Raw genomic sequence first — 14,813 nt, forward strand, 5'->3', positions numbered from 1 at the left:
CTAATCTTATGAATATATCATCATATAGTCGCGAAGAGCTAACCCAGGGTCTGGAACGCGCACGGTCGAAACGAAATTCGGGTCAGCAATCATCAGACGATGCAGTCCGCGTCATGTTTGCACCGGGTTCCATTACAAGCGAAAACATAGATGAAGTGTACGAGCTATACTCCCGCATTTCAGAGGAACAGTTCGACACCGTAGTCGTTGTGGAATCCCATCCGGGCAGTGCAGAGAAGAAACTTCCGCTTCCCTCTTTTAAATCCGTTACCACCCCGCTGGGCGAAGTGATGGCTAATGACCGCCTCAGAAATGACTTCTGCGACGAGGACGACGATTTCTTCATTAATGACGAAGCGTTTGACTCGTCATCGGTATGCCTTTACGATCAGCTGATGATGCTGCAGTGTTCGCTCAAGAACTTCTCTGTTGTAAGCATACAGATTACGGATGAAAACCCGTACATCGTAAAAGAACTTGCCTACGCTCTGGAAGAGATTCTCGCATCAAAGAATGCGCTGGTTGTGTTTTGCTGCGACCTGGACGGATCGCACAGTGATGAATTCGAGATGCTAATGAGCCACTACAAGGATGAGAATTTCAACAGTATGATGAACTACCTCTCATCGGCCGATTTATCCATGCGCGGAGCCGGAACCTTTCTGGCCGGCCTGATCGTATCCAGAAGATGGGGTTTGTCCCTCAATTTCAATCATACCACCCATTCTGATACCCGAAATCTGCTTCTCGGTTTTGCAGAAATGCAGCATCAGCCTATCTTTGGCTAATGACCTATGAACAACAGTTTTCGGTAACTATTATCGGAACCGGCGCCGTGGGTTCGGCGCTGCAGGATTTTTTTCTATCGAACGGATACACCGTTATATCCGCCGTAAATCAAACATCCGGACTGCCGGAAGAGAGTCATCGGTACGGTGATGTGATTTTTATTACAACTCCTGATGATGCGATCAAATCCGTCTCTGAAAGCCTTGCTGCGAAAGAGATCAAATGGGCCGGAAAGACAGCAGTACACTGCTCCGGAGGCCTCTCATCCGACCAGCTTTCTGCCTTGGCGTCCAAAGGTGCCGGCACCGCATCGATGCATCCCATTCAAACATTCCGGAAAGGAGATAATGCCGGCCGTTTCCAAGGAATTACGATCTCCCTGGAAGGAGATTTTGAAGCCAAAGCCCTTCTGAAACCACTCGTAAAACAAATGCGGGCAAAGCACATTGATGTAACTCCGGGCCAGAAACAAGCTCTGCACATTGGTGCCGTATTCACCTCCAACTACCTTGTTTCCCTTTTTCGAACCGTTGAAGAGTATCTTGAAGCAGAAGAGATTGAGGACGGTATCACAATCATGCGTCCCCTTGTTGAGCAGACAATGCGAAACATTTTTGAAAAAGGCACTTCTGAAGCGTTAACGGGCCCTGTGAGCCGCGGTGATGTTCAAACGGTTGAATCGCATCTTAGCCGCCTCATTTTTTACCCCGAACATCAGGCGCTTTATCGCCGGCTCGGCAAAACCGCACTGGATATTGCCAGGGAATCGGGCAGCCTTACCGAAGAGGAAGCGGATAAACTGATGCAGCTTTTTGAGTAGTGGATTTCAGACATAAGCCGGAAAAACATCATTTCAACCAGACAAGCCTTTGAGGTAATGAAACCGACCTCCGGGCCGAAGGCGATTCCCGCGATGTGATGCAGATAAACAGATGAATACCGAACCGGTGAAGTGGACTATAAAGGAACCAACAACACGCAACTGACCACTGACTACTAACAAAAGCACCTTAAAACCTTAACACATTAATACTTTTATTACCCCGTTCAGGGTTTCCAGATGTTGCAGGCTCCGGAATCTGCTATCCGGGTGTCGTGAGTAGCCAGGGGATATCCTGAAAGAATGGATGTAGCAACTATCAGACGATCGGCGGGGTCGGTGTGAAAAGAGTCGGGAAGCTCTCGTTGTGCAATGACAACATCCGTATCGGCAATGAGAAGAGTTGCGGCACGGGTTGCAAGGGCAGCGCGGATCCATTCTGAAAAACCGGGATTAAGAGTGATCCGTCCTTTTCGTTCCAGCATTTCCGCTTCCCAGACGGACACCCATGATATGGCCAGTTCACCGGTTGATGCTTTCTGATCGATGACTTTGCGCTCTTTTTCTGAAAGGTTTACGTCACCAAGCAGCCACCAGAGCCAGATATGGGTATCGAGAAGAATCACTTACTTTCGGGCTCATTGACGGATATCGAGTGATTCCAGTCCGGTCCGGAATATCCTTCAAAACCTGACTCTTCAGGGGAGAGGGATGAAGCGGATCCGCTTCCCTTCAGCTTTTTCCAGGGCGCATTTTCGGTTGACATGGTTTTGGCCTTTAGTTCATTTTCAAGGCTCCGCGTGAACAACTGTTTCAGGGATATACCCTCCTCAATGGCTTTCTTTTTCGCCTCTTTCATCAGGGCATCGGGTAAATCTATTGTTGTTCGCATAAAAACATATTAACATATTGCATCAAATTTTCAAACAGACTCATTAAGAAATCAATTACATCCAAAGGTTCGTGAATCTGCCTGTAAATTTGCATAATGCCTGCCGGTAGGGTTACATTCATCGCACAAAACTGATCATTTCAGCCTGTATCTGTATCGTATTCCAGGGCATTCGGATCAACGGCATAAAATTTCGGTTCAAACGTCCTGACCGCATCACAATGCTTTTTATTTAACACAGGTTTTTTGATTTTTTCAATCTGCGAACATTGAACCCAAGGCAACGAATACCACGAATTATGAGCTCAAGCAAAACATTTACACTCGTCAAAGGTTCTTATTCACCGGATGATGCGAAGGAAATATTGATGAACCTGATCCAAAGCAAGATTCAGTTTCACAACATCCGAAAACTGAGCTCTTTTGAAAAAAGCGGGTCCAGGGATGAAAAATCGGAGGACAGAATTTCGGATCTAAAGGAGACGCGCAAAGAGATTCTTGATATGCTGAAATCCGTTGACGAGAAGGGGATAAGCAACGTGATAATCAACTCGACGATCCATATCACCCTTGAATGATGTGCCGGGGATGTTCACTATCCCTGTAGTCCGGTATGTACTGAAACACTATTTATTTGCATGTTGCAGGCCCGTTTCAGATTAAGCTCTCTTCGGTTCTGCTTACCACTTAAAAAATCCAACTAACCTCATTCTACGTTATGGAGCATATTGGCGTTCTGGCTTCAAACCTGCTTTCCCCGATAATTCTTCTTTTTGTTCTGGGTATACTGGCGTCGCTGCTGAAAAGCGACCTTAAACTTCCGTCACCTCTCTACAATGGACTTACAATCTATTTGCTTCTGGCCATCGGCCTGAAAGGAGGGGTGGAGCTGCATAAGACACCGGTCAGCGAGTTTATATGGCCTGCCCTTATCACCCTGCTTCTGGGTATCATTACACCGATAACCGCATACAATGTGCTGCGACGATTAGGCAGGTTCGACAGGATCAATGCATCGGCTATTGCAGCACATTACGGATCCGTTTCGGCCGTTACATTTATTGTTGCGGTCAGTTTTGGTACCATGAACGGGCTCACATCCGAAGGGTTTATGCCCGCCATGGTAGCCATTCTGGAGGTGCCCGCCATCGTGGTAGCTCTGATGATTGCATTTACCCGTGAAAAGCGGGCCGGTTCTTGGCAGGAAGCGCTTCACGAAGTGTTGGCCGGACGCAGCGTAATGCTGCTGCTGGGTGGACTGATTATCGGCTGGATTTCGGGTCCCGATGGATTTGAACCGATATCTCCGTTTTTTGAAACGGGATTCAAGGGCGCTCTTGCGCTGTTTCTGCTCGAAATGGGCGTAATTACGGCCAAAAGGCTGGAAGGCCTGAAGGAGGTTGGAGGTTTCCTGATCGCATTTGGTATTATTGTTCCCATCCTGCATGGTATCCTGGCTATATGGCTGGGCAATATGGCAGGGTTATCCGTCGCAGGGTCGGCGGTTTTGGGTGCCATGGTGTCGAGCGCTTCCTATATTGCAGCTCCGGCGGCCGTACGGATTGCGCTTCCCGAAGCCAATCCAACGCTTTACCTGACGGCTTCGCTCGGTATAACCTTCCCGTTTAACATTACAATCGGAATACCGATTTATTATGCCTTTGCGGAGTGGCTACTTTGAGTCATTATGAGTGATTCATACATACAATTTTCTGACAATGATTATCAAACGGATTAGCTTATGAAAACCACTACACTGAAGCTTGTGACCATCGTAACGGAAAGAATACTGGAAGAACGCGTTCTTCGTAAGATTACCGAGATTGGAGCCAGGGGGTACACGCTTACAAAGGCGACCGGAAAAGGCTCCAGGGGCGTTCGTGCCAGTGAATGGGAGGGGCCCGATACACGAATTGAAACACTGGTGAGCAGTGATGTGGCAGACGGGATTATAGAGTACATTTCGGATAACCTTTTTGAACACTACGCCGTTATCGTATACGTTCAGGAAGCCCATGTTGTACGGGGTGATAAATATATCTGATCAGGTTATCGTTGAACCGCTCTTTTCTGAATCATCTTTTCCGGTCGATTGCACAGAGGCCGAAAAGGTCCGAATGCGCGTTTCAGCTGTGGTTCCATTAATTGAATAGTTATGGACCGCAAGGAGGTCAATCAAGAAGCAAATCAGCGTTATGTCCAGCGATTTTTACAGGAATGTGTACCGTGTGGTTGCTGAAATTCCGGAAGGTAAAGTAACTACCTACGGTGCCATTGCAACTTGCCTTGGTGTTGCTTCCGGTGCGCGCATGGTGGGCTACGCGTTGAATCAGCTTATTCACGAAAAATCGGATGAACCTCTTCCCGCACATCGCGTGGTAAACCGCCTGGGCCAGCTCACGGGGCGTGCGTGGTTTCCGGGTGACACCATGCGCGAACGTCTTGAACAGGAGGGGGTTCGGTTTACAGAGGAGTATACGGTCGACATTGACAAACACTTTTGGGATCCGGGTCTGAATATCTGATCCCTGAGGATTATTGGTGTTGCCTTCCTATGCCTGATTTGGACATTAATTTTCCGTATCTTTTAAAGCTATTTCAAATGCTATTTACCTGATAATTATTACATGGCAACCTGGACGCTACATACTGAATTTAAATTTGACGCTGCCCATTTTATCGAAGGTTACGACGGGAAGTGCGGCCGTATGCACGGACATACGTACAAAGTTCACATTGCGGCGAAATCGCACAAGCTTAATCCCTCAAAATACCTGAAATCACCCGATATGGTGTGTGATTTTAAGGAGCTTAAATGGGCTGCTGCCGACGGAAAAAAAGGAGGTTTCGATCACGCGGTGCTCAATGAAACCATTCCCGTTGCGACTACGGCTGAACGCATAGCAGAATACATTCACAAAGAAACCAAAAAGAGAATACCGGCTGACATCGACCTGCGTGTAACCGTATGGGAAACGGAGAGCAGCTGGGTAGAATATACGGATCAGGATGTATAGCACGGAAGAACAAACCACCAGAACCACCGGTGAAGTGACTGAACTTGATCAGGTGGAATATCCGCTGATGGAAGACTTTTATACCATCCAGGGGGAAGGCGCCCATACGGGAAGTGCCGCCTATTTTATACGTCTGGCAGGGTGTGACGTAAAGTGCTGGTGGTGTGACGTAAAAGACAGCTGGGACGAATCGAAACATCCCCGTGTTAAAACGGGCGATATCGTTAAACGCGCCAAAGAGAGCGGCACCCGGCTTGCCGTAATCACGGGTGGCGAACCGCTTCTTCACAATCTGGAGCCTCTTACAATCCGCCTGCGTCAGGAAGGATTCAGCGTGCATATTGAAACCAGCGGCTCGTCACCGCTTTCAGGGCATCTCGACTGGATTACGCTTTCACCCAAGCGATTCAAAGAGCCTCTGGATGAAGTCTTTCCGTATGTTGACGAGCTAAAGGTCGTAGTGCTCAAAAAGAAGGACCTGGAGTGGGCCGAAAAGAATGCGGTAAAATGCCCGAAAGGAACCCGATTGCTTTTACAGCCTGAATGGGAAACGCCGGAGTCGGTAAATTTGATTGTAGAGTACGTTAAAAAAAATCCGCGGTGGGGAATCAGCCTGCAGACGCACAAGTTTATGAATGTGCCGTAGGTACCTGCTGCGGAAAGACCGCATTAACCACAGAACATCCTACAGACTTCATGACGTACGAACACTCTTCTGTTTTAATAACCGGTGCCAGCCAGGGCATCGGCCGAAGCATTGCACTTTCATTTGCAGCTTCAACAGACCGCCCTCTTATACTGCTGGCCCGCAATAAGGAAAATCTTGAAGAGACGGCCGAACTTTGCCGCAAGGCCGGATCCGCCTATACCCACATTATTTGCTGTGATGCAACAGACAGGCCATCGGTAATGAGTCTAGACCTCCCGGAAGAGGTTCCGTCTCCCGGACTTATTATCAACAATGCAGGCAGTTTTCTTTATAAAACCCTGACTCAGACAACCAACGAGGAGTTTCAGCATCAGATCGATGTGAATCTTTTTACGGCCGTCAATACCGTAAACCGCTTCCTGTCCGAACTTATGGAGCTGGACAGGGCACTTATCATAAACATCTGTTCGGTGGGTTCACTCACGGGGCTGGCCGACAGCGGCGCGTATTCGGCAGCGAAGCACGCGGTATTGGGGTACACCCGCTCGCTGCGTGATGAGCTGAAAAATACAAACATCGGGGTAACCGCGATCAACCTGGGTCAAACGCACTCCCCATCCTGGGATGAATCAACGATGCCGCCAGAAAAGCTGATAAATCCAACCGATGTGGCACAGATCCTGGTTACACTGTCGCACCTCTCACCGCGCACACTGGTCGAAGAGATCATCATACAGCCGCAACACGGACGTGTTCCTGCAATGTAAAACGCTCGCGTCATGTTTAATGGCACATGCTGCAAGCGGCAGGCACCAGGCTTCACTCAGGCGCTTATAATTGCAAAATCGCCATTGCATCAGTGCCCGCTCAAACGGTGAATAACTTTTACAAAATCCCGGGGAACAAAGGTGGTGATGAGCCGTTATAGTGACTGTAATATCTACCCGGATATTACAATGTACCCCGAAAAAGCCAACGTAGAAGAGGAGCCTGGTTGAAAGCCGGGCTTCTCTTTTTTTATTTACCCTTCTTTCGATAAAAAATCATGACTTAATTGAAGAGTTTTTTCTTCAAACGGGGGTATTCTTAATAGACCTTTATATCCCCACGCAGTAACACCCGGGGACCCAGCGTCAAATCACCTTGATTTCGTGCAGCTGCCCGTCTTTGATCTGCACGGTACGAAAAGGGTGCCGCCTAACCATTTCATAGTCGTGTGTAACCATCAGAACGGCCATCCCGCGGTTGTTGATCTGCTTCAGCAGGTCCATAATGGAGCTGCTTGCTTCGGGATCCAGGTTGCCGGTAGGTTCATCGGCCAGAAGAATCCGCGGTTCGTTTGCCAGGGCCCTGGCAATTACCACGCGCTGCTGTTCACCGCCCGATAGGTCAGCCGGCATCGCATTGCGTTTATGACTGAGACCTACCAGCCCCAGAACTTCCATAACGCGGTTTTTGATAAATTTTGGCTTGTGATCGGTTACGCGCAGGGCGAAAGCGACATTTTCATAGACATTCCGATCGGGGAGAAGCTGAAAGTCCTGGAAAACGATGCCCAGGCGACGGCGAAGATGTGGGATTTTTCTGTCTGATATATTGCTAACCTCAAAATCAGCGACGCGAATCATGCCGTTATCGGGTTTTATATCGCTATAAAGAAGTTTCAGGAAAGAGCTTTTCCCCGCTCCGGTTTTACCTATTACATAGCAAAACTCACCAATCTCGAGTGAAAAATTAATACGGTCGAGCACATGTCTCTGATCATATATCACACTCACATTGTTCAGTTCAATCACAGTATTTTCACTCATTTCAGCACCATGGTTATTCGCAAACTGCGGGAATGCGCGGGTTTCAGCTCGAAGCCGTCGTAGGCCATCACTATTTTAAAATCCGTTTTTTTGATCATTGTTTCAATTTCGCGCTGTGTATAGATTTTTTGACGGTGCTCTTCCTGAAAAGTTTGCAGGGTTTTTTTGGTGTGAGGATCGGTTTGCTCTATGATGAAGCAATTGGTGTGGATGCCGGCATCTTCGTCGTACCTGCTTGTGCGGCGGTATCGATAATTCCGGTTTACCACTTTCTCCTCATGGTTCAGAAAGTGAATGGCTTTGCGTGAATTTCGCGGAGTGGTAAAATCATAGATGAAGATTCCGTCCGGTTTGAGCACATCCCTGACCTGCCGGTGAAGTTCTAGGATCTCCTCTTCGGTATGCAGATAGTTGAGGCTGTCGAAAACCATATACACCACATCGAACGTCTTCTCAAACTGCAGGTCCAGAAAATTCATGGTTCTGAACTCGATATCCGATTTCATTCTCTCTGCTTTCTGCTGAGCCACTCGGATCATTTCCGGAGAGGCATCGGTGGCAGTGATGGTGTAGCAGTCGAGCTCTTCGAGCGACAACGCCATGGTACCCGTACCACAGGCCAGCTCCAGAATATCAACCGATTCCGGATTGTGTTCTACAATGATGTCGTCGATGTAGTCCGTCCAGGTTTCATAATCCACATCACCCATAACATCATCGTAGATCTCCGCAAGTACGGAGTAATTTTCTTCTTGCGGAGATTTATCCATCATTCGTTTTCACCGCTTTTTTTCTGTTGCGAACCATATCTGAGGCCAGGCGGAATGCTTCACTGAACGATCGCGCATCGGCACGATTTTCCCCCGCCAGTCCGAAAGCTGTGCCGTGATCGGGTGAGGTTCGTATAAAGGGAAGGCCTGCGGTAAAATTCACCCCGCTCCCGAAACTCAGGGCTTTGAAGGGCACCAGGCCCTGATCATGGTACATCGCAAGAATTCCGTCATATTTTTTCTGCAGACCGCTTCCGAAGAAACCGTCGGCGGGAAGTGGTCCGTCCGCTTCAATTCCTGACTCTTCAGCCCGTGCCAGGGCCGGGGTTATGATTTCGATCTCTTCGGTTCCCAGCACGCCGCCGTCGCCCGCATGCGGATTCAGGCCGAATACTGCAATCCGGGGTTTGTTAATCCCAAAATCCCGCATCAGGCTCAGATGAAGAGTCTCCAGTTTGTTGAGAATCAGTTCGGGAGTGATCTCTGCGGATACATTTTGAAGGGGTATGTGCCCGGTAACCAGGCCCACTCGCAGGTTTCCGGATGCCAGGATCATCATAAACTGCCGGGTGTCCGCTTTTTCCGCCAGAAACTCTGTATGGCCGGGAACCGTGTAGCCTGCCTTGTGAATGGCCTCTTTGGATATCGGAGCCGTTACGAGTGCATCCGCATCGCCTGAAAGACATGCATCAATTCCGTATTCCACTGCTTTCATGGCGGCACGCCCGGCACTTTCTGAAATGGTTCCGGGCGACAGCGTAATATCACCGTCATCACAGCACTGCAGAAGATTCAGCGAACCATGTTGTGCCCGGTCGAGTGAATCTATAACATTCAGGCCGGGTGCCATATCAAGTGTATTGGCATAGTAGCTGAATACATCCGGATGCCCCAATATCACAACCGCTTCACCGGAAGGGAATGAAGATGAAAATGATTTTAATATCACTTCAGGGCCTATTCCGTTATAATCGCCCATGCTGATCACAATTTTCTCACTCATGGGCTGAAAATAGGAAACTGACCGGGACCCTGAAAGATTTTATCGGCTTGTGAGAGATCTGGTTTGGGCATAGAAGTTATGACTCGGAAATGAGTTTGAAGTCACCAAATCCGCTGGTTGCTTCGAAGATAAGTGTACGGTTGGGATAGGTCCAGATCTCCCGGGCAGGGCTGTCGGTTGGCAGCCTGCGCTCGATGTTATCCGGTGGACCCAGAAGGATGTATGCTCTTCCCTGATCCGTTTCATAACCCGGGGTTTGCATGGATGAGAAGTTACGATATGCATAATCAATTCGGCTGTAATACTCTGTCATCAGCTCATTGAATTCGGTATCGGGCGTGGGATCGCGCTGTTCCCAGAACTCCCGGAATTTCTGCTCCCGTTCCGCTGTTGAGCCGGTGTTTAGCGATTGGATGGTACTTTCGTCCGCGATGTAGCTTAGCTGATCAATAGCGACATCCAGATTATAGAGGCTTACAGGCATATCAATCCATCTTGATGAGATGTCACGCTGAGCTAACGGTTCATCCTGTCCGTCAGCGACCAGCTGCACACGGTAGGCTGCGTTTTCAAATTCAGAATTGGGAACGGATATCGCCGCATAGGCAAAGCCATTTTCACTCTCCGTTTTTTTAAGCGTAAAACCGACCGGACCTTCCTTGCCGGGTGTGGCAGATTCAAATACGGCATGAAACATATTGTCAGCGGTTACGGAGAATTCGAACACAGGATCTTCTTCAGTCCGATCCTCATTGCCGGGCAGTCTTTTTAAAATCTGAAGGGTGTAGCTGCCATCCGTTACATCTGCTGACGAAGGAAAACGGATCAACAGTTCATAATCCTGCCCGTAGAGTACGTTGTTCCCATAATTCATCAGTGTACCGGTAAATGACTCCTCATCTGCCGTTGTTGAGGATGCCAGAATAATCGATCCCTTTTCTGTTTCAGCCTTTGCAGGCACATTCAGATTGCGGCGCCTCGACGGTAAGTCTCTGTTCGAATCGCCTCTGCCCAATTGAAGCTCATAGTGGTACTTTCCTTCCTTCATCTCATGCCACATCAGCCCTTCCACATGATCGAACCTCGATGTAGTTTCCTCAAATGAATTTACCCACACGGTATCACTCCAGAAGTCACGGAATACGGAGACCGCTGTACGGTTTTGACGTCCCGATTCAGACACATTGCCCTCGAAAAACTCAATTCCCATTCGAACCGGAGAGTAGTACTCTGTTTCTTCAGACGGTGTTTCCATGTCCGAATCTGTCCGTAGAAACGGCAGGAAATCGTAATCCAGCCGGAAAAAAACCAGTGCTGCCGAGGTAGAGTCAGAGATGGGTATTAGAGCCTCATCAATGTAGGTGGACGGCTGTTCCGATCGCTGGAGAAGAGACTCGTAGGTGGTTCTGCGCTGTGCATCAGCATCAGACAGAGAAAGAACAATGGAAAAAAGTATAAGAAATGGGATAGTTTTCAGCATGTTGTTGGGCTTGTGCAGAGCCGGTTTGCCGCTGCAATTGGTTATTATTCACTCATGGAACGTGAACGATACAATCGGTATTATCAGTCCAGATAAATTTACCTCAAATTAAACAGATGTCATGAAAGATAATTCGTTGAACGATTTTATGGAGCAATTGAGGATCGGAGAGCAGAAAATCAGGAAAGGCGGGGGTGAAAAACGTATTGAGAAGGAGCATAAAAAAGGGAAAATGACCGCCCGTGAGCGAATCAACTTTTTGATCGACGAGGATTCTGATTTTCTGGAGCTTGGCCTCTGGGCCGCACACGGCATGTACGAACAGGAGGGCGGGTGTCCGTCAGCCGGGGTTGTGATCGGCACCGCAAAGGTGAGCGGACGCACCTGTATGCTGGTTGCAAACGATGCCACCGTGAAAGCGGGAGCGTGGTTTCCGATGACCGCCAAGAAGAACCTGAGAGCGCAGGAAATTGCCATTGAAAATCATCTCCCCATTATATACCTGGTTGATTCGGCAGGTGTCTATCTGCCGATGCAGGACGAAATCTTTCCCGATAAAGAGCATTTCGGGCGCATTTTCCGCAACAATGCGGTGATCAGCGCCAAGGGCATACCACAGATCGCGGCCATTATGGGCAGCTGCGTGGCCGGGGGAGCCTATCTTCCTATTATGAGTGATGAAGCCCTGATTGTGGACGGGACGGGCAGCGTATTCCTTGCAGGCAGCTATCTCGTAAAAGCAGCCATCGGAGAAAATGTGGACAATGAAACCCTGGGTGGTGCCACCACGCATACGGAGATCAGCGGCGTCACGGACTACAAAATGAAAGACGATACGGAGTGCCTGCTCACAATTCGTGACCTGGTGGGCAAGCTGGGGCCGTACAAAAAAGCCGGTTTCAATCGCACGGAGCCTGTTCAGCCTGAATTTTCGACTGATGAAATGATGAATGAGATGCCTGCGGACCGTACCAAGCCTTACGACATGATGCAGGTGCTGAAAGGGATCATCGATGCGGAATCATTTACGGAGTTCAAGAAAGGGTACGGGCAGACGCTGATCACAGGCTATGCACGTATTGACGGATGGAGTATTGGCATTGTAGCCAATCAGAGGAAAATTGTGAAGAGCAAGTCGGGCGAGATGCAGATCGGCGGGGTGATCTACTCCGACAGCGCCGACAAGGCAGCCCGCTTCATTATGAACTGCAATCAGAAAAAGATTCCAATTTTGTTTCTGCAGGATGTAACGGGTTTTATGATAGGCAAGCGAAGCGAGCACGGCGGTATCATAAAAGATGGTGCCAAAATGGTGAATGCGGTGGCCAATTCCACAGTACCAAAGATCACGGTGATTGTCGGGAACAGCTACGGGGCCGGAAACTATGCGATGTGCGGGAAGGCATATGATCCGCGGTTTATCTATGCATGGCCCACCGCACAGATTGCCGTAATGGGTGGAACGCAGGCGGCAAAGGTGCTTACGCAGATACAGGTTTCGGCCATGGAGAAGAAAGGCAAAGAGCTGAGCGATGATGACAAGGCGGCCATACTGGAAAAGATCAAATCACGCTATGACCGGCAAACCGACGTTCGCTATGCTGCCGCGCGGCTCTGGGTGGATGAAATCATACATCCGGGTCATACCCGAAAGCGAATCTCGGAGGCTATTCACGCAGCAAACCACAATCCCGAGATCCCTGAATTCAAAACCGGCGTGATCCAGGTATAATGTTTTACCGCTGAGACGCTAAGGCCGCGGAGTGTTTATTAGGGTCACAATATCCGGTTTTGGGGACCTTTAACGTGTTCCGTGCCTCCGTTGCAAAACTGTTCCGCCCTCAACTGTATTAAGGATCTCCAAAGCCTCGGAATATTCAAATGAGTCTCTATGTTCGTTTAAGGTGGAATATAAATAACTCCGCGGCCTTTGCGCCTCTGCGGTGAACCCCTTTCTATAAAAACAGATAGTTGAAATTCATTTTTGTTTCTTTACTTTATAGATGCAGCGGAATTTGTGTGACTCCGCTCTCTAATTCTCAGTTCCTCAAATCAAACAGATGGACCCATGGACCGAAGGCTGATCAAAGTTAGCACTGTTGAAGACAATGAGTTTATGCGTGAAGGATGGGAGGAGATTATCAACTCCCAGGACGATTTTCTGCTTATTGGCAGTTATGAGTCGTGCGAAGATGCTTTTGCCGACGATGAGTTCAAGTTCACCAATATCGCCCTCATGGACATTGAGCTTCCCGGCATGAACGGCATTGAAGGCGTAAAATACATACGGGAGAATTACCCCGACATGATTGTGGTTATGGCCACGGTATTTGATGACAATGAGCATGTATTTGAAGCCATTCGAAACGGGGCGATCGGGTACATGCTGAAAAAAACCAACCCGGAAACGTTCAGCAATGCCATTCGCACAGCCATGGACGGCGGTTCTCCGATGACGCCCGAAATTGCACGCAAAGTGATTCAGTTCATGCAGCCCCAGAAATCCGACGATCCGGAGGTTCAGCTTACGGAACGAGAGCAGGAGATTCTGAAAGAGCTGGCCACAGGCAAATCATACAAGGATATCGGAGACTCCATCTTCCTTTCCGAAGACGGTGTACGCTATCATATTCGAAATATTTATCAGAAACTTCATGTAAACAGCCGCTCACAGGCCGTTGCAAAGGGCATGAAGCAGAAGCTGATTTAACGAGATTCCACCTGGGGAGAATCTGTTGTGTTATTTGAGGAAATGAACTGATAAACTCCGTCTTATTTTCCGGGTCTCCACTCACTCTTCGCGCCTCTGTGGTGAGTCATGCATTTTCATCGTCTTCCCCTCCATTTCTCTGTGCTTCCGTGGCCACCATCACATCCAATCATTTGTTGAGAAACCTTCCACAGACACCCCCTCATTTCTCTGCGCCCTCCGTGCCTCTGCGGTGAGTCATGCATTCTCATCGTCTTCCCCTCCATTTCTCTGTGCTTCCGTGGCTATCATCACATCCAATAATTTGTAAAGAAACCTTCCACAGGCACCCCCTCATTTCTCGGCGCCCTCCGCGCCACTGCAGTGAGTCATGCATTCTCATCGTCTTCTCCTCCCTTTCTCCGTGCCTCTGCGGTGAACGCCCTCGTCATCTTTCGTCTTTTTCTCCGTGCTTCCGTGGCCACCATCAAATCCATTTAATTGTACTGACACCTTCCACAGACACCCTCTCATTTCTCTGCGCCCTCCGCGCCTCTGCGGTGAACTCTTCTTTTACCCCCGTTTTCCCCATGAAAACCACATGGTTATGCGGTGTTTAGAGGGGTGGGAGTGTGTAGATTAAACCCAGAGAGAAATCTACGCTGCCTGAGCGCACTGAGAACTGAGAACACACAAGATCAAAGAGACGTTGAGTCTGCAGGAATGAATCCCTGCAGACTCTTTTTTTATTCTTCACCCAATCAAACAGCCAGGTTCAGACCTGAAACCAATCAGTTTTTAAAGCTGTTATCTATCCGTTCAATACAGGTAAAAAAGTCTGTATAGCACAGTTGACAGATTTACCGCATGTGCATGCAGTGCGGATGCGGGAA

17 protein-coding genes are annotated in these 14,813 nt (G+C 48.8%); 11 read left to right on the plus strand and 6 right to left on the minus strand.

Going from position 1 to position 14,813, the window contains the following annotated elements; translation table 11 throughout:
* Positions 1-8 precede the first annotated feature (8 nt).
* On the plus strand, positions 9-788 hold the full coding sequence (gene amrB, locus DDZ15_RS07205; RefSeq protein ID WP_109646397.1) for an AmmeMemoRadiSam system protein B: 780 nt from the start codon (positions 9-11) through the stop codon (positions 786-788).
* Complete coding sequence (locus DDZ15_RS07210) at positions 788-1,609, plus strand: Rossmann-like and DUF2520 domain-containing protein (RefSeq protein WP_109646398.1); 822 nt, start codon at positions 788-790, stop codon at positions 1,607-1,609. The genes amrB and DDZ15_RS07210 overlap by 1 nt, the downstream gene beginning before the upstream one ends.
* Before the next feature lie 227 nt (positions 1,610-1,836).
* Here the strand turns inward: DDZ15_RS07210 and DDZ15_RS07215 are convergent, their stop codons facing one another.
* Positions 1,837-2,235 carry a type II toxin-antitoxin system VapC family toxin gene (locus DDZ15_RS07215; protein WP_109646399.1) on the minus strand — a complete coding sequence of 133 codons (399 nt, stop codon included), beginning with the start codon at positions 2,233-2,235 and terminating at the stop codon, positions 1,837-1,839.
* Entirely contained in the window at positions 2,232-2,501 is a 270-nt protein-coding gene (locus DDZ15_RS07220; RefSeq protein WP_146198539.1) for a hypothetical protein, read from the minus strand. Before DDZ15_RS07220 ends, DDZ15_RS07215 begins: the two co-directional genes overlap by 4 nt.
* Positions 2,502-2,800: 299 nt before the next feature.
* Between DDZ15_RS07220 and DDZ15_RS07225 the strand changes: the two genes are divergently transcribed.
* From DDZ15_RS07225 to DDZ15_RS07255, 7 genes are all read left to right on the plus strand, one after another.
* Positions 2,801-3,079 (plus strand): hypothetical protein, encoded by a 279-nt coding sequence (locus DDZ15_RS07225; protein WP_109646401.1) that lies wholly within the window; start codon positions 2,801-2,803, stop codon positions 3,077-3,079.
* 140 nt (positions 3,080-3,219) lie between these two features.
* Positions 3,220-4,182 carry a sodium-dependent bicarbonate transport family permease gene (locus DDZ15_RS07230; protein WP_109646402.1) on the plus strand — a complete coding sequence of 321 codons (963 nt, stop codon included), beginning with the start codon at positions 3,220-3,222 and terminating at the stop codon, positions 4,180-4,182.
* A 60-nt stretch (positions 4,183-4,242) separates the two neighbouring features.
* Positions 4,243-4,545, plus strand: coding sequence for a P-II family nitrogen regulator (locus DDZ15_RS07235; protein WP_109646403.1), 303 nt, complete (start codon positions 4,243-4,245; stop codon positions 4,543-4,545).
* Between the two features lie 151 nt (positions 4,546-4,696).
* Positions 4,697-5,026 carry an MGMT family protein gene (locus DDZ15_RS07240; RefSeq protein WP_109646404.1) on the plus strand — a complete coding sequence of 110 codons (330 nt, stop codon included), beginning with the start codon at positions 4,697-4,699 and terminating at the stop codon, positions 5,024-5,026.
* 102 nt (positions 5,027-5,128) lie between these two features.
* Positions 5,129-5,518 carry a 6-pyruvoyl trahydropterin synthase family protein gene (locus DDZ15_RS07245; protein WP_109646405.1) on the plus strand — a complete coding sequence of 130 codons (390 nt, stop codon included), beginning with the start codon at positions 5,129-5,131 and terminating at the stop codon, positions 5,516-5,518.
* Positions 5,511-6,164, plus strand: a complete 654-nt coding sequence (locus tag DDZ15_RS07250) for a 7-carboxy-7-deazaguanine synthase QueE (protein ID WP_109646406.1) — start codon at positions 5,511-5,513, stop codon at positions 6,162-6,164. Before DDZ15_RS07245 ends, DDZ15_RS07250 begins: the two co-directional genes overlap by 8 nt.
* 50 nt (positions 6,165-6,214) lie before the next feature.
* A complete protein-coding gene (locus tag DDZ15_RS07255; protein WP_109646407.1) occupies positions 6,215-6,934 on the plus strand; it encodes an SDR family NAD(P)-dependent oxidoreductase in 720 nt (239 codons plus the stop codon).
* 366 nt (positions 6,935-7,300) lie between these two features.
* Here the strand turns inward: DDZ15_RS07255 and ftsE are convergent, their stop codons facing one another.
* From ftsE to DDZ15_RS07275, 4 genes are all read right to left on the minus strand, one after another.
* Entirely contained in the window at positions 7,301-7,978 is a 678-nt protein-coding gene (ftsE, locus tag DDZ15_RS07260; protein WP_109646408.1) for a cell division ATP-binding protein FtsE, read from the minus strand.
* The gene (locus DDZ15_RS07265; protein WP_242978921.1) at positions 7,975-8,751 is read right to left on the minus strand and encodes a class I SAM-dependent DNA methyltransferase; all 777 of its coding nucleotides are present in this window, start codon (positions 8,749-8,751) and stop codon (positions 7,975-7,977) included. The genes ftsE and DDZ15_RS07265 overlap by 4 nt, the downstream gene beginning before the upstream one ends.
* A complete protein-coding gene (gene pdxA / locus DDZ15_RS07270; RefSeq protein ID WP_109646409.1) occupies positions 8,741-9,751 on the minus strand; it encodes a 4-hydroxythreonine-4-phosphate dehydrogenase PdxA in 1,011 nt (336 codons plus the stop codon). The genes DDZ15_RS07265 and pdxA overlap by 11 nt, the downstream gene beginning before the upstream one ends.
* Before the next feature lie 76 nt (positions 9,752-9,827).
* Positions 9,828-11,231, minus strand: a complete 1,404-nt coding sequence (locus DDZ15_RS07275) for a GWxTD domain-containing protein (RefSeq protein ID WP_109646410.1) — start codon at positions 11,229-11,231, stop codon at positions 9,828-9,830.
* A 121-nt stretch (positions 11,232-11,352) separates the two neighbouring features.
* Between DDZ15_RS07275 and DDZ15_RS07280 the strand changes: the two genes are divergently transcribed.
* A complete protein-coding gene (locus DDZ15_RS07280) occupies positions 11,353-12,963 on the plus strand; it encodes an acyl-CoA carboxylase subunit beta (protein ID WP_109646411.1) in 1,611 nt (536 codons plus the stop codon).
* A gap of 336 nt (positions 12,964-13,299) precedes the next feature.
* The gene (locus DDZ15_RS07285; RefSeq protein WP_109646412.1) at positions 13,300-13,941 is read left to right on the plus strand and encodes a response regulator; all 642 of its coding nucleotides are present in this window, start codon (positions 13,300-13,302) and stop codon (positions 13,939-13,941) included.
* Positions 13,942-14,813 lie beyond the last annotated feature (872 nt).

This window comes from Rhodohalobacter mucosus (assembly GCF_003150675.1).
In the GTDB taxonomy this organism is placed as follows: domain Bacteria; phylum Bacteroidota; class Rhodothermia; order Balneolales; family Balneolaceae; genus Rhodohalobacter; species Rhodohalobacter mucosus.